Raw genomic sequence first — 16,139 nt, forward strand, 5'->3', positions numbered from 1 at the left:
CCAGTTCGGCGAGCGCCCGAGCAGGCCGACCAGGCGGTCGGTGATGGGCGCGTCCTCCGGCACGGCGACCGGCATCGCGAACGCCGCGCCCGGACCGCGCACGTCCGGCGTCGTCGGGTAGCGCAGCGCCATCCGGTAGGCGGCCGTGGCCAGCTCGGTGTCCAGCGTGCTGTCGACCCCGATGGCCCGGCACAGGTCCCAGGCGTGCGTGAGGTTGTCCACGAAGTGCGCGGCCACCAGGTGGCTGCCGGGTCGGCGGCCGTAGCCGGGGAACTCGGCCTCCCGCTCCAGCACGCCGTCCGCGCGGAACGCCTCGGTGGCCGCGTCGGTCGCGACCCGGTAGGCGGTGATCATGTCGTCGCTCGCCGGCGCGTCGACGGTCGTGCGGCGGATGGCCGCGTTGAACGACAGCGTCGACTCGACCTGGTGGCGCAGCAGCTCGTAGACGGTCCAGCCGGCGCACGGCGTGGCCAGGTCCAGGTGGCTCTCGTCCAGCTCCGCCATGAGCTTCAGGTTGAGGTCGAGCGACGACCGGTTCAGGTCCAGGAGATCCATGTTCATCCACCCCTCAAGTTGTACGAACGATCGTACAATTAGTTCGGGAACGGTCAAGGGGGTTAGCGTGGTCGGTGTGAAGGTCGACGGACGGGTGGAGCGGGGCGAGCAGACGCGGCGGCAGATCCTGCGGCGGGCCGCGGACATCGCGTCGGTCGAGGGGCTGGAGGGCCTGTCGATCGGGCGGCTCGCGACGGAGCTGCGGGTCAGCAAGAGCGGGGTGTTCGCGCACTTCGGGTCCAAGGAGGAGCTGCAGCTGGCGACCGTGCGCGCGGCGGCGGCGATCTTCGTGGCGCGGGTCGTGGAGCCCGCGCTGGCCGTGCCGCCGGGGTTGGAGCGGTTGAGACTGCTGCTGGACGGCTGGCTGGAGTACTCGGAGGACCGCACGTTCCCCGGCGGGTGCTTCTTCTACGCCGTGCAGGCCGAGTTCGACGCCCGGCCGGGCCGGGTGCGCGACGCGGTCGCCCGCTACGGGCGCGAGTGGAACGACTACGTCCGCGAGACCGTCGCGGCGGTCGAGGGGGTCACCGACCCGGACCAGGTGGCGTTCGAGCTGATCGCGTTCCTGGAGATGGCCAACGTCCAGTCCGTGCTGCACGACGACCCGCGCGCCTACGACCGGGCGCGGGTGGCGGTGCGCGGGCGGTTGGCTCAGGCGGCCGGGGCGGCGTCCGCGACCCGGCGCTGAGCGGCCCTGACGGCCATCCCGATCGGCACGCCGACCAGCGCGGCCACCGCGAGGGAGACCAGCGTGGCCACCAGCGGGTTGCTGAAGAGCTGCCCGCCGAAGTAGCCGAGGACCGCGGTGTAGGCGCTCCACAGCGCCGCGCCGACCACGGCGATCGGCGCGAACCGCCGCACCGGCCACCGCAGCGACCCGGCCAGGAGCGCCCCGACGATCCCGCCGCCGGGCACGAACCGCACCGCGACCAGGATCGACTCGCCCCGCGTGGCCAGCTGGGAGGCGGTCCACGCGACCACCGCGCGCGGCCGGGGCCGTCGGCTGAACCGCGTGAGCGCCCGCATCCCGAGCCCGCGGCCGATGGAGAAGTTGACCAGGTCCGACAGGGTGCAGCCGAGCGCCGCCACGGCGATCACGGCGTGCAGCGGGAGGTCGCCGGACGCGGCGAGCACGCCGCAGCCGATCAGCACCGCCTCCGTGGGCGCCATCGGCACGAGGGCGACCAGGAACAGCACCACGAGCTCGGTCATGTCCGGGGGAACGCCCGGTTGTTCCCGGACCATCCCCGACCGGGCCGCGTCTTCAGCATTTCGTCAGCTACGTCTCACGAATCCGCTGGTAGAGCGGCGACGGTGTTACGTGCGGCACACGTCTCGCCCGGGTCTTCGGTGAAGAAGGCGGTGGTGAGGTGGGCGTGGAAGACGACGTCCGGCCCCTCCGGCATCAGGAACAACGTGAACGGCCGCGCTCCGCTCGCGACCGTGTGCACCCCGGCGGCCGTGGAGTGCAACAGGTCGAGCGCACGGGTCGCCTCGGTGCCCCACGGACACCGCAGTTCGGGCAGGTGCGCCTGCTGGGACGCCGCGAACAGCCGCTGGTACTCGTCGCCGAGCGCGGGTGCACACGCCACCACGTCCGGGAACCGGACCGGTGCGTAACCGGCTTCGACGCGCTCTATCCGCCTCACCGCCACCCGTGACCGGGCCGCGAGGTCCTCGACGCTGAACCCGGCCGCCTCCCGCAGTGCGCGGATCTCCTGCCCCAACAGCCGTCCCCGCAACGTGGGCACCGCCATCACGCCGCCTCCAGGCCACGCCGCGCGTCCGCACCGAAGTCGAGCAACGCCACCCGCGCGAGCACGTACTGCCGGCACGGCACCGTCGGCCGCTGCCACCACCGCCTGCCCCAGCACGCGCGGCAGTAGCCGTCGGCGTCGGGCCGGTGGCCGTCCAGCAGAGCCCGGACCGCCGCCACGAGCAACGGCACCTCGGACCGGGCGAGGTCGGCCGCCACCCGGTCATCCCCCACGACCGCGACCTGGTTGATCACTTCCAGTCGGTCCCGGACCTGGAGATGCAGTTCCTGCCACACGAGCCCTCCCGACGATCAACCCCGCTTTGTGGCCCAAAACTAAACCCAAAAACTTTGGAACAGTAGTCGCCCAATGGGGTGCAAGCAGGAACGGGCAGGATGGCGCTCATGTCCCGACGCGACACCGTCGCACTTAAGTGGCTCCTGGGCGCCACGCTCCGCAACCACCGCAAGGCGGCACGGAAGACGTTGGGGCACGCCGCCGCGCACCTCGGTGTCTCCGAGAGCAAGATCAGCAACATGGAGTCCGGCCGCTACGGGCAGTCGCCGGAAGAGATCGCCGCACTGCTCGCGCTCTATGGTGCCGAGCCCGGGCGCAGCGCGCGGATCGTCGCTTTGGCGCAGCAGGAGGAGACCGGCAGTTGGTGGGCCCCGTGGTCCGGGGTGCTGCCCGACTGGCTCCGGCTCTTCGCCGGCTTGGAAGGCATGGCCGCGTCCGCCTTCGTGTACTCGCCCCTCTTCGTGCACGCCCTGCTGCAAACCGAGGAGTACGCCACCGCGGTGGCGGCCTCGGCGCGTCGGGTACGACCGGTCGACATGGACCGAATGGTGGCGTTCCGCATGGAGCGCCAACGGCGACTGGTCGAGGGAGCGAGCCCGCTGGAGCTGCACTTCGTGATCGAGGAGACCGCGCTCCTCCGGCCGATCGGTGGCGAAGAGGTCCTGCGCCGCCAGGCGGAGCACTTGGTGAAGGCGGCACGACTGCCCGGTGTGGACATCCAGGTCATCGAGGCGGGGGTCGGCATGCACCCCGGGTTGACCGGTGAGTTCACCCTGTTCGGGTTCGAGGAGTTCGACGACGCCGTGTACGTGGAATTGCAGGAGGACGCCGTCTACCTCAACGACTCGGCGAAGGTCAGGGCCTATAGCATGACTGCGAAAACTCTTCGCGATATTGCCCTGGACCGGCACGAGTCCGCTTCGCTCATCGCGTCACTGGTCCGGGCGCGGTAGCAACTGGAGGTCGCCGTGACCACCTCGCCACGCTGGGTCAAGTCCAGCTACTCGATGGAGAACGGCAGCTGCGTCGAAGTGGCCGCCGCACCGGCCTCGATCGCCGTCCGCGATTCGAAGAACGTCGACGGGGCCGTGCTGGCGTTCCCCGCGGCCCGGTGGGCGGGGTTCCTCGCCACCGCGGGGCGGCGGGGAACCCCGTGAGCCGTCCTACCGGTGGGCGCGGTTGATCGCGGAGACCAGGGCGCGCAGCGCCGCGGCCACCGTGGAGCTGTCGATGCCGACGCCCCACAGCACGCGGTCGGAGACGGCGCACTCCAGGTAGGCCGCCGCACGGGCGTCGTCACCCGACGACATGGCGTGCTCGAAGTAGTCCAGCACCCGCACGTCGTAGCCGACGGTGGCCAGGGCGTCCACGAACGCGGCGATCGGGCCGTTGCCGCTGCCGGTGATCTCCTGCGTCTCGCCGTCCACCACCACGACGGCCTTGATCTGCTCGCTGCCGCTGCCGTCGCCGGACACCTTGTGCCGCAGCAGCCTCAGCGGCGCGGTCGGGTCCAGGTACTCGTCGGCGAACGAGTCCCACATGTCCTTGGGACCGATCTCGCCGCCGCGGGTGTCGGTGACCTCCTGGATGACCTTGGAGAACTCCACCTGCAACCGGCGCGGCAGGTCCAGGTGGTGCTCGGTCTTCATCAGGTACGCCACGCCGCCCTTGCCGGACTGCGAGTTCACCCGGATGACGGCCTCGTAGTTGCGGCCGACGTCCTTCGGGTCGATCGGCAGGTACGGGACGTCCCACGGGTACTCGTCCACGTGCTGCCCGGCGGCCTTGGCGGCGTCCTCCAGGGCCTCGAAGCCCTTCTTGATCGCGTCCTGGTGCGAGCCGGAGAACGCGGTGAAGACCAGGTCACCGCCGTAGGGGTGGCGCTCGGCCACGGGCAGCTGGTTGCAGTACTCGACCGTGCGCCGGATCTCGTCGATGTCGGAGAAGTCGATCTGCGGGTCGACGCCCTGGCTGAACATGTTCATGCCCAGCGTCACCAGGCACACGTTGCCGGTGCGCTCGCCGTTGCCGAACAGGCAGCCCTCGATGCGGTCGGCGCCCGCCAGGTAGCCCAGCTCGGCCGCCGCCACGCCGGTGCCGCGGTCGTTGTGCGGGTGCAGCGACAGGATGATCGACTCGCGCCGGGCCAGGTTGCGCGACATCCACTCGATCGAGTCGGCGTACACGTTGGGCGTGGCCATCTCGACCGTCGCCGGCAGGTTGATGATCAGCGGCTTGTCCGGCGTCGGCTTGATGATCGCGGAGACCGCGTCGCAGACCTCCAGCGCGTACGACAGCTCGGTGCCGGTGTAGGACTCGGGCGAGTACTCGTAGCGGAACTCGGTCTCCGGGTAGTCCTTCTCCTGCGCCAGCGCGAACGAGGCGGCGTCGGTGGCGATCTTCTTGATGCCCTCGCGGTCGGACTTGAACACGACCCGGCGCTGCAGGATCGACGTCGAGTTGTAGAAGTGCACGATGGCCTTGGCCGCGCCGCGCAGCGACTCGAACGTGCGGGCGATCAGCTCGGGGCGGCACTGGGTGAGCACCTGGATGGTCACGTCGGGCGGGATCGCGCCGTCCTCGATGATCTCGCGGACGAAGTCGAAGTCGGTCTGCGACGCGGCCGGGAAGCCGACCTCGATCTCCTTGTAGCCCATCCGCACCAGCAGGTCGAACATCTTGCGCTTGCGGGCGGGCGACATGGGGTCGATCAGCGCCTGGTTGCCGTCACGCAGGTCGACGGCGCACCACAGGGGCGCCTTGGTGATCCGCTTGGTCGGCCACGTGCGGTCCGGTACGTCGACCGTCTCCACCTGCTCGTGGAACGGCCGGTAGCGGTGGACGGGCATCGACGTGTCGCGCTGCGGGTTCCAGACGGGCTGGCCGGGTACGGGACGCGCCGGGGGCCGGATGCGGCTCGTGCCGGTGGTGTAGGCGTCGGGGCTCGTGCTCATGATCGGGGTGCTCCTGGGTGCCGGTGGGAGGAGACGACCGGCGGCAACGCTCGATCCCGCGACGGGGGGCCGGTCTGATCAGACCCCGTCACGGCGGCGAAGCAGGAGGGCACGTGCCATGCGGGACAGGTTAACCGCATTCCGCGCCGAGGTGGAACCGAGCGCCCAGATGGTGGAACTTCACCCGGTCGAGTTTCACTCGATCGTGGTTCGGGCACCTTCTTGACATGTCGAGATGGCGAACCTCAACGCGCAGCGGCAACTACACCGCTGCCCGAGTGATCCGCGGTGTCGGTGCCGTTTTCGCGGGCATCGAGGTGCTGTACATCCTGATGCTCCTCATCGGGGTGAACACGGCCAACGCGTTCTTCCGCTTCATCCAGCAGCTCGCCGAGCCGTTGGCGCTCTTCTTCCCGGGGCTGTTCCAGACCGGCAACAACAACCTCGACGTGATCCTGAACTACGGCCTCGCGGCGGTCTTCTGGCTCGTCGTGGCAGGCCTGCTGGCCCGCGTCGTAGCGCGCTAGCCCACCTCCGTCCCGGTCCTCGCCGTCCTCCCCCCTGCGGCGGGGACCGGGCGTTTTTCCTAGGCTGCCGACATGGTGGAAGACCGGACCGCGGACGCTTCGGTGCGATCGAGGGCCGTCGCGGTCGTGGCGGGCGTGCTGAGCTGGGCGGGACTGCTGATCGCGGTGGTCCTGGTGGCCCACGTGCTGCTCACCGTCGGCGGCGCGAACCCGGCCAACTCGATCACGACGACCGTCGCGACCTGGGCCGACCGGTTCGCGCTCGGGTTCCGCGACCTGTTCACCCCGCAGGATGCGAAGCTCGCCGTGCTGGTGAACCACGGTCTCGCGGCGATCTTCTGGCTCGTCGTCCGGTCACTCGTGCTGAAGCTCGTCCGCCGCCTCGGCTGAGGGCTCGGCGGACCCGGCCGCGGACTCGTCGGGGAACGCGGGCCGACCCCACCGACCTGCGAAGACCGTCTCGCTCAACGGCTTGCGCACGCGTGGCCGCCGTTCCCGCGCCCGCAGGTCCTCGGGCAGCTCCTCCGGGTCGCCGAGCACCCCCACGGCGATCACCACGACGGGCCGCACGTGGTTCGGCAGCCCGAACGCCCCGCGCACCTCGTCCGGCGAGAACCCGCCCACCTGGTGCGTGACCAGGCCGAGGTCCACGGCCTGCAGCACGAGGTTCTGCACCGCCAGACCCAGCCCGAACTCGGTGTTCGGCACCGGTCCGCGCTCGTCGGTCTCGGCCACCGCGCCCACGAGCAGCACGGACGCCCGCCCCGCCCACGTCCGGTTGCCGGGCCGCAGCGCGGCGAAGATCCGCTGGAACGTGTCGTCGCCGCGGTAGCCGACGAGGAACCGGGCGGGTTGCGTGTTGCCGTGCGAGGCCGCCCAGCGGGCCGCCTCCAGCAGCACGCGCACGGTGTCCGGCGACACCTCGGCCGTGCCGTCGAACGCCCGGGGGCTCCAGCGCTGCGTGATCAACGAGTGGGGTTCCATCAGATCGCATACTGCCAAGCCGTGATGGCGTACGCACCGAACCACGCGCTGAACACCGACGCGCCGACCAGCACCGCCACCGCCGTGCCGGGCCGCCGCCGGGCCAGCGCCACCGCGACCGGCACCAGCAGCGTGAACGCCGGCAGCAGCAGCCGGGCCTTGGAGTTCATCAACCCGTTCGACCCGAGGTCCATAGCGAGCACCCCCACGCCGTAGACGACCAGCGGCCACTCCAGCCCGCGCCGCGCGCTCAGCACCACCAGGGCCAGCGCCGCGACGAGGAACCACACCGTGGCCAGCTCCAGCACCGACCTCGGCTCGCCCAGGATGGCCAGCGCGAACCTCGCCGTGGCCGCACCGCCGTCGAACCGGGAGTCCCAGCCGTGGCGCTGCACCGCGAACCAGCCGTCCCACCGGCCCGTGCGCACCGCCACGTACGCCAGGTAGCCGAGCAGCCCCAGCGGCGCGACCAGCCCGCCGACCCACGCCCGCCAGTCGTCCCGGCGCCGCCACACCGCCACGGCCGCCGCCGCGCACACCGCCACGACCAGCGCCGCCGCCGTCGGCCGCACCAGCCCCGCCGCCGCGCAGCACACCCCGGCCAGGAGCCAGCGCCGCTCCACCACGCCCACGAGCGACCACGCGGCCAGCGCGCAGAACGTCGCCTCGGAGTACGCCATCGACAGCGCCACGGCCATCGGGGACGCCGCGAACAGCACCACGAGCACCAGCCCGGCCCGCTGCGACCCGCCGGACACCCGCGACCCGAGCCGGGCCAGGCCGTAGGCGCAGACCACGCCGCTGACCAGGCTCACCGCGAACGCCGCACCCACCGCGGGCACGCCGGGCAGCCCGTCGACCCACCGCACGAGCGTGGGGTAGCCGGGGAAGAACGCCAGCGGCGTCTCCGCCGTGCGCCGCCCGAACGCGTCGACCAGCCACGTCGGCACGTCCGCGTAGCCGCCCTCCGCGATGCCGAGGAACCACTGCCCGTCCCACGAGGTGAGCGCCTTGGAGACGTCCTTGTCCCAGCGCGCGGCCATCAGCCGCAGCGCGAGCAGGCCGAGCTCCCTGACGGCGAGGTAGAGCACGGCGGGGGCGAGCGCGAGGATCACCCGGTGTCCGGCGGCGAGGACCGGCCGCCCGCGCGCCTCGGGCGCGTCGTCGGGGTCCACGCGAACGGCCTCCACGGTCGGCACGGGCTTGAGGGTAGTGGCCGTCACGGCGACCGCTGTCCACTCCTTGGGCCAGGTAGTCTCCCCGGTGAGCTGGGCTTGAAGCACCTGGGAGGAGTGGGTCTGTGGCGCTCGTCGTCCAGAAGTACGGCGGTTCCTCGGTCGGGAGCGCCGAGCGGATCAAACGGGTGGCCGAGCGCATCGTCGCGACCCGCAAAGCGGGCAACGAGGTCGTCGTCGCGGTCTCCGCGATGGGCGACACGACCGACGAGCTGCTCGACCTCGCGCGCCAGGTGTCCCCGGTGCCGCCCGCCCGCGAGATGGACATGCTGCTCACGTCCGGTGAGCGCATCTCCATGTCGTTGCTGGCGATGGCGATCAGCTCGCTGGGCGCCGAGGCGCGCTCCTACACCGGCTCGCAGGCCGGCGTGATCACCACGTCCGTGCACGGCAAGGCGCGCATCATCGACGTGACGCCCAGCCGGATCCAGGACGCGCTCGCGGAGGGCGCCATCGCGATCGTCGCGGGCTTCCAGGGCGTCAGCCAGGACAGCAAGGAGATCACCACGCTCGGCCGCGGCGGCACCGACACCACCGCGGTGGCGCTGGCGGCCGCGTTGAAGGCCGACGTCTGCGAGATCTACACCGACGTGGACGGCGTGTTCAGCGCCGACCCGCGCATCGTGCCGAACGCCAAGCGGCTGGAGAGCATCACCTACGAGGAGATGCTGGAGATGGCGGCGAGCGGGGCCAAGGTGCTCATGCTGCGCTGCGTCGAGTACGCCCGCCGGTACGGCGTCCCGGTGCACGTCCGATCTTCGTTCAGCAACAAGCCCGGGACCATCGTGTCCGGGTCAGTGGAGGACCTTCCCGTGGAACAGGCGATGATCACCGGCGTCGCGCACGACCGGTCCGAGGCCAAGGTGACCGTGACCGCGGTGCCCGACCTGCCCGGCATGGCGGCGCGCATCTTCCGCGTCGTGGCCGAGGCGGAGCTCGACATCGACATGGTCGTGCAGAACGTCTCGCAGGCCGTGTCCGGCCGCACCGACGTGACGTTCACCCTCCCGAAGGACGACGGCCCGCGCGCGGTCGCCGTGCTGGAGAAGTCGCGCGAGGAGATCGGCTTCGACCAGGTGCTCTACGACGAGCACGTGGGCAAGGTGTCGCTGGTCGGCGCGGGCATGCGCTCGCACCCCGGCGTGACCGCCCAGTTCTGCGAGGCGCTGGCCTCGGCCGGTGTCAACATCGAGATCATCTCCACCTCGGAGATCCGGATCTCGGTCATCTGCCGCGACACGCAGCTCGACGACGCCGTGCGCGCGCTGCACGACGCGTTCGAGCTCGGTGGCGACGAAGAAGCCGTGGTGTACGCGGGGAGTGGGCGATGAGCAGCGAGTCCTCAGGCGCGGGTGTCGGGCGCCGGCCGAGTCTGGCTCTGGTGGGAGCCACCGGTGCCGTCGGCACCGTCATGATCGACATCCTCAACGGCCGGGAGTCCGTGCCGTGGGGGGAGATCCGGCTGATCGCGTCGCCGCGCTCGGCGGGCAAGAAGATCACCGTGCGCGGCGAGGAGCTGACCGTCGTCGCGCTGTCGGCCGAGGCGTTCGACGGCGTGGACGTGGCCATGTTCGACGTGCCGGACGAGGTGTCGGCCGAGTGGGCGCCGATCGCCGCGTCCCGGGGCGCGGTCGCGGTGGACAACTCGGGCGCGTTCCGGATGGACCCCGAGGTGCCGCTGGTGGTGCCCGAGGTCAACGCCGACCGGATCGGTGAGCACCCCAAGGGGATCATCGCGAACCCGAACTGCACGACGTTGTCGATGATGGCCGCGTTGGGCGCGCTGCACCGCGAGTTCGAGCTGCGCGAGCTGGTCGTGGCGTCCTACCAGGCGGCTTCGGGCGGCGGGCAGGCGGCGATCGACCGGCTGTACGCGGAGATCTCGGCGCTGGCGGGCAAGGAGGTCGGCGTCCGCGCGGGCGACGTGCGGGAGACGCTGGAGGCCGCGGGCCTGCCGGTGTCCGAGTCGCCGTTCCCCGCGCCGCTGGCGCTGAACGTGGTGCCGTGGGCCGGGTCCTTGAAGGACGACGGGTGGACCAGCGAGGAGCTGAAGGTCCGCAACGAGGCCCGCAAGATCCTGGGCATCCCGGAGCTGAAGGTGTCCGCGACCTGCGTGCGCGTGCCCGTGGTGACGACGCACTCGCTGGCGGTGCACGCGACGTTCGCCCGCGAGGTCACCGTCGAGCAGGCGCACAAGATCTTCGAGGCGCAGCCGTCCCTGGTGCTGGTGGACGACCCGGCGGCGAAGCGGTTCCCGACGCCCGCCGACGTGGTGGGCGGCGACCCGACCTACGTCGGTCGGGTGCGGCAGGCGCTGGACTTCCCGAACACGCTGGACTTCTTCGTGTGCGGCGACAACCTGCGCAAGGGTGCGGCGTTGAACACCTACGAGATCGCCGAGGAGCTGGCGAACCGCCTGTAGGTTCACCCCTATGGCTGAGGTAGTGCTCGCGATCGACCTGGGGACGACGTCGACCAAGGTCATCGCGGTGGACCGGAACGCGGGCGTGGTCGCATCGGCGGAGCACGGCTACCCGATGCGCACCACGCCCTCCGGTGAGGCGACCCACGACCCGGTAGAGGTGTGGGGCGCCGCCCTGCTGGCGCTGCGCGAGGTCGCGGCGCAGGGGCACGCGGTGCGGGCGCTGTCGTTGACCGGCGCGATGCACACCCTGGTCGGGTTGGACGAGTCGGGCACGCCCGTCACGCCGTCGCTGTCGTGGGCGGACAACCGCGCGGTCGAGCAGACGGCCCGGCTGCGCGGCACCCCGCGCGGCACCGCGCTGCACCGCGCGACCGGCACCCCGATCCACACCATGTCGCCGCTGGTGAAGCTGGCGTGGTTCCACGAGCAGGGCTTCTCCGCCGCCCGGTGGTGCGGGCTCAAGGACTTCGTGGGCCTCCAGCTCACCGGTGTCCTCGCGACCGAGCACTCGTCGGCGTCCGCGACCGGGCTGATGGACCTGGAGTCCCTGGACTGGCACCCGGACGCGCTGGCGTTCGCCGGTGTGCGCGCCGAGCAGCTGCCCGCGCTGCACGCGCCGGTCGACTCGCTGCCGTTGACGCTCGACGTCCCCGGTCTGACCGCCGGCCTGCCGGTCGTGCTGGGCGGCGGTGACGGCCCGATGGCGAACCTCGGCGTCGGCGCGGTCGTGCCGGGGGTCGCGGCGGTGTCGTTGGGCACGAGCGGCGCGTTGCGCGTGGTCCGCTCGTCACCGGCGGTCGACGAGCAGGGCCGGGTGTTCTGCTACGCCATCGCTGAAGGGCTGTGGGTGCTCGGCGGCGCCGTCAGCAACGGCGGTGTGGTCGCGCAGTGGGCCGCCGAGACGTTCGGCGTCGACGTGCACGCGCTGCTGGACGAGGCCGCCGCCGTGCCGGTGGGCGCGGCCGGCGTGACCGCCCTGCCGTACCTGCTGGGCGAGCGCGCGCCGTGGTGGGACGCGGACGCGAGGTCGGCGTTGATCGGCCTGCGGCGCGAGCACGGGCGGGCCGAGGTGACCCGCGCGCTGGTCGAGGGCGTGGCGCAGCAGCTGGCCCTGGTGCTGGACGCGGTGCGGTCGGTGGCGGACGTGCACGCGGTCCGCGTCACCGGCGGTGCGTTCCGCAGCGACCTGTGGGCGACCGTGCTGGCGTCAGCGCTGGGCCTGGAGCTGGAACTGGCCGACGACAGCGAGGGCTCCGGCGTGGGCGCGGCCCTGGTCGCCTGGCGGGCACTGGGCGAGATCGGGTCGCTGACCATCGCCGCGGACCTCGTCGAACCGGTGAAGACGATCTCCCCGGACCCCGACGCGGTCCGCCACTACGCCCGGGCCCGCCCCGGCATCGACCGCCTCTACCAGGCCCTGCACGACCTGGTGTGACCGAGCGGGACCGCCGTGCGCCCGCCCGTCACCTGACGTCGACCATCGCCGGGCGGCGGCCCAGCACCACGGTCCCGGCCGCGATCACGACCGCGCCCAGCCCCGCCGCGGCGAAGCCCCACTCGGGGGAGCTGTGGTCGATCACGAACCCGGTCAGCGGCTGCCCCAGCGCCACACCCAGGGTGAACGCCGACCCCTGCAGGCCCATCGCCACCCCGCGGGCCGACGGCGGGGCGTACTTCGTGATCGCCTCACCGGTCGCGGTGATCGTCGGCGCGCACAGGAAGTTCGTCGGCACCAGCGCCACCGCCAGCCACCACGGCGAGAAGCCGAACAGGCCGATCGGCACGGCCAGCAGCCCCATCCCGCCCATCAGCGCCCACAACGGCGGCACGCGCGTCAGCCCGCCGTAGACGAACCCGCCGAGCAGCGACGCCAGGCACATCACCGCGACCAGCGCGCCGGTCCACTCGGTCAACCCCAGCCCGCGCATCGACGCCACCAGCGACACCTCGACGCCCGACAGCACGAACGTCGCACCGCCCGCGCTGATCAGCACGCCGAGCAGCCGGCCGTCCAGCCACTCCCGCCGCGGCACGCGCTCCCGCGACCCGCCCTCGTCGTGCACCGGCGGGTCCACCGCGTACAGGATCGCGCCGACGACCAGCATCGACGCGCCGACCACCCACATCGCGGTCCGGCTCGACGCCTGCGTGGTCAGCGCCACGCCCAGCGCCGGACCGGCCATGAACGACAGCTCCACGGCCATCGAGTCCATCGCCAGCGCGGTGCGCCTGCGGTCGTCCGGCACCAGCGCGGTGAGGATCTGCCTGCCCAGCGACATCACCGGCATCACCGTGATGCCGGTGACGAAGCACGTGACCAGCAGCACCTCGTACGACAGCAGCGGCGCGGCGAACCAGAAGACGCCCTCGGTCGCCATCGACAGCAGCAGCATCGCGCGCAGCCCGCGGCGGTCCACCAGGTGACCCATCAGGGGCGAGCCCAGCGCGATGCCCACCGTGCTCACCGCGCCGACCAGGCCCGCAGCGCCGTAACCTCGTTCCAGGCCGAGGAGGACGTGCATGGTGATCGTCATGCCTGCGGCCGTCGCCGGCACGCGCGCCACCAGCATCAACAGCATGAAACCGGGTACGCGAGGAGTGCGGAGGACGGCCAGGTAGGGCGAGACGTTCACCCACTCATCTTCACCCGTCCGGGCAACATGTTTAACCGTTCGTTTTCTTGACCTGTTCCAGAAAGCGCGATGGAGTGGTGGAGCCATGACCCCAGGACCACGCGAGTTGCTCAAGGACGTCGGACTGCGCGTCACCGCACCCCGGGTCGCGGTGCTCGAATGGCTCGTCGAGCACCCCCACGCCACGGCCGACGCGGTCGCCGCCGGCGTGCGGACCAGGTTGGGGTCCGTGTCGACGCAGGCCGTCTACGACGTCCTCAACGCGTGCGCGCGGACCGGGCTGCTGCGCCGGATCGAACCCGCCGGGCACCCGGCGCGGTACGAGAGGCGGACCGGCGACAACCACCACCACCTCGTGTGCCGCGGCTGCGGCCGGACCGAGGACGTCGACTGCGTCCACGGCGCCGCGCCCTGCCTGGAACCCTCCGACGCGGTCGGCTTCACCGTGGACGAGGCGGAGGTCCTGTTCTGGGGGCTGTGCCCGGAGTGCCACGGGCGCTGACCGCCGGGCCGCCCCTCCCGCTGGTCACGCCGTCTCGGGGATGTCCTGCCTGGTGTTGGCCAGCGCCAGCCCCGTGCGCAGCGACCCGACGGCCTCCGCCACCGCCTCGCGGAACACCCCGCCCACGCCGAGGACGTTCGCGTACCCGTGGAACAGCCCCTCGTACCGGCGCAGCACCACCGGCACGCCCTGGCGGGCCAGCTTCTCCGCGAACGCCTCGCCCTCGTCGCGCAACGGGTCGAACCCGGCCGTCGCCAGGTACGTCGGCGGCAGCCCGCTCAGGTCCTCCGCCAGCAGCACGGACAGCCGCGGGTCGGTGTGGGTGTCGCGCGAGGGCGCGTAGTGGTCCAGGAACCAGTCCATCTTCTCGTCGGTGAGGAAGAACCCCCGGCCGAACAGCTCCCGCGACCGCCGCCGCACCGACGCGTCCACCGCCGGGTAGAACAGCAGCAGGAACACCGGCTTCACCTCGCCCGCGTGCAGCGCCGTCACGGCGGCCAGGTTGCCGCCCGCGCTGTCACCGCCCAGCGCGATCCGCCGCGGGTCGATCTTCAGCTCCTCGGCGTGCGCGACCGCGTACTCGAACGCGGCCTGCGCGTCGTCCGCCGCGGCCGGGAACGGGTGCTCGGGCGCGAGCCGGTAGTCCGCCGACAGCACCCGCACCCCGCCCTCGACGGCGAGGAACCGGCACAGGTTGTCGTGGCTGTCCAGGTCACCGCTGACCCACCCGCCACCGTGGTAGAAGACCAGCAGCGGCGACCCGGCGGCCAGCCCGGTCGGCTCGTAGAACCGCGCGCCGACGCCGTCCAGCGACAGCGACCGCACCGCCACGCCGCCGATGACCGGCCCGCACACCAGCGCGCTGCTGCGGGTCAGGGCCTTGCGGTTGTCGGCGGGCGTGGTCGTCTGCCAGTCGTCGCCGCTGAGCTGCTGCAACCTCAGCAGCAGCTGGGCCTCCGGGTGGAGCCGCTGGCCGTCGAGGGTGATGGGTCGGCCGGCGATCAGCCTGCGCAGCGGCGCGGGCAGACCGAACACGAAGCGCAGTGCGCCGGCCAGGACACCGGGAGGGATCGACTCGCCGAGGTTCGCCATGAGACGTACGTTACTAGCCGGTAGGGGTTGGTGCGAGCGAGTGGACCTCCAGTTAGGTGCAGGTGGCAGGATCGGAAACCATGACGGTCACCGTGGTGGGCATCGGCGGGTCCCTCCGCCCCAACTCGCAGTCCGAGCGCGCGATGCGGATCGCCCTGGAGGGCGCCGTGGACGCGGGGGCGAAGGTGGTCGAGGTCTCCGGGCCCGAGCTGGTGCTGCCGTTCTACGACCCGGCCATCCCCGACCGGACCGACAACGCCCGCCGGCTGGTCGAGGCGCTGCGCGTCGCGGACGGCGTGGTGCTGGTCTCGCCCGGCTACCACGGCACGGTGTCCGGCCTGGTCAAGAACGCCCTGGACTACATCGAGGACCTGCGCGGCGACGAGCGCCCCTACCTCGACGGCCGGGCGGTCGGCTGCGTGGCGACGGCCCAGGGCTGGCAGGCGTCGGTGACCACGCTCACCGCGTTGCGCTCGATCGTGCACGCCCTGCGCGGCTGGCCCACGCCGCTGGGCGCGGCGGTCAACTCGCGCGAGGTCGAGTTCGCCCCGGACGGCGGCTGCACGGTCCCCTCCGTGGCCGACCAATTGCGCACGATCGGGCGACAGGTAGCCGAGTTCGCCGTGTCGAGGGCGGGCTGACGGGGTAGGTGTTGGAGGGCGTGAGCTGCCGCACGACCGGGTGTGGTTCGGCTTCGGCCGGGTGTTGGACCGATCGACGGGTCCGATCACCAGCTCGGAGGAGAGCGTTCACATGCAGGTGCTGTACACCGCGGAGGCCATCGCAGTCGGGGACGGGCGCAACGGCGAGGTCCGGTCGTCCGACGGCGTGATCGACGAGCAGCTCTCCACGCCCAAGGAGCTGGGCGGGCCCGGCGGCGACCGGACGAACCCGGAGCAGCTGTTCGCTGCCGGGTACGCGGCGTGCTTCCACAGCGCGCTGAAGGTCGCCGCGCGGCAGGCCAAGGTCAAGATCGGTGAGACGTCGGTGACCGCGAAGGTCGGTCTCGGCGCCAACGGCGAGGGCGGCTTCCAGCTGGCCGTGGAGCTGTGGACGCACATCCCGGGCGTCGACCAGGACACGGCCGAGCAGCTGGCCGCCGCCGCGCACCGGATCTGCCCCTACTCCAACGCCACGCGAGGCAACATCGACGTGGCTCTCACGACCACCGTCTGAGG

At 72.0% G+C, this 16,139-nt stretch carries 20 protein-coding genes; 11 read left to right on the plus strand and 9 right to left on the minus strand.

What is annotated here, in order from left to right:
* Positions 1–555, minus strand: a 555-nt coding sequence (locus AB0G02_RS01125; protein WP_360787400.1) for a TIGR03086 family metal-binding protein, incomplete at its 3' end; no start/stop codon positions are given.
* Positions 556–631: 76 nt separating this feature from the next.
* Between AB0G02_RS01125 and AB0G02_RS01130 the strand changes: the two genes are divergently transcribed.
* Positions 632–1,243 (plus strand): TetR/AcrR family transcriptional regulator, encoded by a 612-nt coding sequence (locus AB0G02_RS01130; protein WP_360787403.1) that lies wholly within the window; start codon positions 632–634, stop codon positions 1,241–1,243.
* Here AB0G02_RS01130 and AB0G02_RS01135 read toward each other — a convergent pair.
* The 3 genes from AB0G02_RS01135 to AB0G02_RS01145 all read right to left on the minus strand — a co-directional run bounded on the left by AB0G02_RS01135 (position 1,207) and on the right by AB0G02_RS01145 (position 2,608).
* Positions 1,207–1,767 (minus strand): DedA family protein, encoded by a 561-nt coding sequence (locus AB0G02_RS01135; RefSeq protein ID WP_360787406.1) that lies wholly within the window; start codon positions 1,765–1,767, stop codon positions 1,207–1,209. The genes AB0G02_RS01130 and AB0G02_RS01135 overlap by 37 nt on opposite strands.
* Positions 1,768–1,841: 74 nt before the next feature.
* Positions 1,842–2,312, minus strand: a complete 471-nt coding sequence (locus tag AB0G02_RS01140; protein WP_360787605.1) for a helix-turn-helix transcriptional regulator — start codon at positions 2,310–2,312, stop codon at positions 1,842–1,844.
* The gene (locus AB0G02_RS01145; protein ID WP_360787409.1) at positions 2,312–2,608 is read right to left on the minus strand and encodes a hypothetical protein; all 297 of its coding nucleotides are present in this window, start codon (positions 2,606–2,608) and stop codon (positions 2,312–2,314) included. Before AB0G02_RS01145 ends, AB0G02_RS01140 begins: the two co-directional genes overlap by 1 nt.
* A 108-nt stretch (positions 2,609–2,716) precedes the next feature.
* On the opposite strand from AB0G02_RS01145, the gene AB0G02_RS01150 reads away from it, so the two are divergent.
* Both AB0G02_RS01150 and AB0G02_RS01155 read left to right on the plus strand, forming a co-directional pair.
* Positions 2,717–3,562, plus strand: a complete 846-nt coding sequence (locus tag AB0G02_RS01150; protein ID WP_360787412.1) for a helix-turn-helix transcriptional regulator — start codon at positions 2,717–2,719, stop codon at positions 3,560–3,562.
* 15 nt (positions 3,563–3,577) lie between these two features.
* On the plus strand, positions 3,578–3,766 hold the full coding sequence (locus AB0G02_RS01155) for a DUF397 domain-containing protein (RefSeq protein ID WP_360787415.1): 189 nt from the start codon (positions 3,578–3,580) through the stop codon (positions 3,764–3,766).
* A gap of 6 nt (positions 3,767–3,772) precedes the next feature.
* Here the strand turns inward: AB0G02_RS01155 and leuA are convergent, their stop codons facing one another.
* On the minus strand, positions 3,773–5,563 hold the full coding sequence (gene leuA, locus AB0G02_RS01160; RefSeq protein ID WP_360787418.1) for a 2-isopropylmalate synthase: 1,791 nt from the start codon (positions 5,561–5,563) through the stop codon (positions 3,773–3,775).
* A gap of 227 nt (positions 5,564–5,790) precedes the next feature.
* Between leuA and AB0G02_RS01165 the strand changes: the two genes are divergently transcribed.
* A complete protein-coding gene (locus AB0G02_RS01165) occupies positions 5,791–6,090 on the plus strand; it encodes a hypothetical protein (RefSeq protein ID WP_360787421.1) in 300 nt (99 codons plus the stop codon).
* A 72-nt stretch (positions 6,091–6,162) separates the two neighbouring features.
* Positions 6,163–6,480 carry a hypothetical protein gene (locus AB0G02_RS01170; protein ID WP_360787424.1) on the plus strand — a complete coding sequence of 106 codons (318 nt, stop codon included), beginning with the start codon at positions 6,163–6,165 and terminating at the stop codon, positions 6,478–6,480.
* Here the strand turns inward: AB0G02_RS01170 and AB0G02_RS01175 are convergent.
* Together AB0G02_RS01175 and AB0G02_RS01180 are read right to left on the minus strand one after the other, a co-directional pair.
* The gene (locus AB0G02_RS01175) at positions 6,445–7,074 is read right to left on the minus strand and encodes a nitroreductase family protein (RefSeq protein WP_360787427.1); all 630 of its coding nucleotides are present in this window, start codon (positions 7,072–7,074) and stop codon (positions 6,445–6,447) included. The genes AB0G02_RS01170 and AB0G02_RS01175 overlap by 36 nt on opposite strands.
* Complete coding sequence (locus AB0G02_RS01180; RefSeq protein WP_360787430.1) at positions 7,074–8,273, minus strand: hypothetical protein; 1,200 nt, start codon at positions 8,271–8,273, stop codon at positions 7,074–7,076. Before AB0G02_RS01180 ends, AB0G02_RS01175 begins: the two co-directional genes overlap by 1 nt.
* Positions 8,274–8,374: 101 nt before the next feature.
* On the opposite strand from AB0G02_RS01180, the gene AB0G02_RS01185 reads away from it, so the two are divergent.
* From AB0G02_RS01185 to AB0G02_RS01195, 3 genes are read left to right on the plus strand one after another with little or no spacing between them, the layout of a single operon-like run.
* The gene (locus tag AB0G02_RS01185) at positions 8,375–9,640 is read left to right on the plus strand and encodes an aspartate kinase (protein WP_360787433.1); all 1,266 of its coding nucleotides are present in this window, start codon (positions 8,375–8,377) and stop codon (positions 9,638–9,640) included.
* Complete coding sequence (locus tag AB0G02_RS01190; protein ID WP_360787436.1) at positions 9,637–10,731, plus strand: aspartate-semialdehyde dehydrogenase; 1,095 nt, start codon at positions 9,637–9,639, stop codon at positions 10,729–10,731. The genes AB0G02_RS01185 and AB0G02_RS01190 overlap by 4 nt, the downstream gene beginning before the upstream one ends.
* A 10-nt stretch (positions 10,732–10,741) precedes the next feature.
* On the plus strand, positions 10,742–12,169 hold the full coding sequence (locus tag AB0G02_RS01195) for a gluconokinase (protein WP_360787439.1): 1,428 nt from the start codon (positions 10,742–10,744) through the stop codon (positions 12,167–12,169).
* 28 nt (positions 12,170–12,197) lie between these two features.
* On the opposite strand, the gene AB0G02_RS01200 is transcribed toward AB0G02_RS01195, so the two are convergent.
* Positions 12,198–13,367, minus strand: a complete 1,170-nt coding sequence (locus tag AB0G02_RS01200) for an MFS transporter (RefSeq protein ID WP_360787442.1) — start codon at positions 13,365–13,367, stop codon at positions 12,198–12,200.
* Between the two features lie 85 nt (positions 13,368–13,452).
* On the opposite strand from AB0G02_RS01200, the gene AB0G02_RS01205 reads away from it, so the two are divergent.
* Positions 13,453–13,869 carry a Fur family transcriptional regulator gene (locus tag AB0G02_RS01205; RefSeq protein ID WP_360787445.1) on the plus strand — a complete coding sequence of 139 codons (417 nt, stop codon included), beginning with the start codon at positions 13,453–13,455 and terminating at the stop codon, positions 13,867–13,869.
* A gap of 24 nt (positions 13,870–13,893) precedes the next feature.
* Here the strand turns inward: AB0G02_RS01205 and AB0G02_RS01210 are convergent, their stop codons facing one another.
* Positions 13,894–14,961 carry an alpha/beta hydrolase gene (locus AB0G02_RS01210; RefSeq protein WP_360787447.1) on the minus strand — a complete coding sequence of 356 codons (1,068 nt, stop codon included), beginning with the start codon at positions 14,959–14,961 and terminating at the stop codon, positions 13,894–13,896.
* Between the two features lie 80 nt (positions 14,962–15,041).
* Between AB0G02_RS01210 and AB0G02_RS01215 the strand changes: the two genes are divergently transcribed.
* Together AB0G02_RS01215 and AB0G02_RS01220 are read left to right on the plus strand one after the other, a co-directional pair.
* The gene (locus AB0G02_RS01215) at positions 15,042–15,602 is read left to right on the plus strand and encodes an NAD(P)H-dependent oxidoreductase (RefSeq protein ID WP_360787450.1); all 561 of its coding nucleotides are present in this window, start codon (positions 15,042–15,044) and stop codon (positions 15,600–15,602) included.
* 112 nt (positions 15,603–15,714) lie between these two features.
* Positions 15,715–16,137, plus strand: a complete 423-nt coding sequence (locus AB0G02_RS01220; protein ID WP_360787453.1) for an organic hydroperoxide resistance protein — start codon at positions 15,715–15,717, stop codon at positions 16,135–16,137.
* Positions 16,138–16,139: the final 2 nt, after the last annotated feature.

The organism is Actinosynnema sp. NPDC023658 (assembly GCF_040639995.1).
Classification (GTDB): Bacteria; Actinomycetota; Actinomycetes; order Mycobacteriales; family Pseudonocardiaceae; genus Actinosynnema.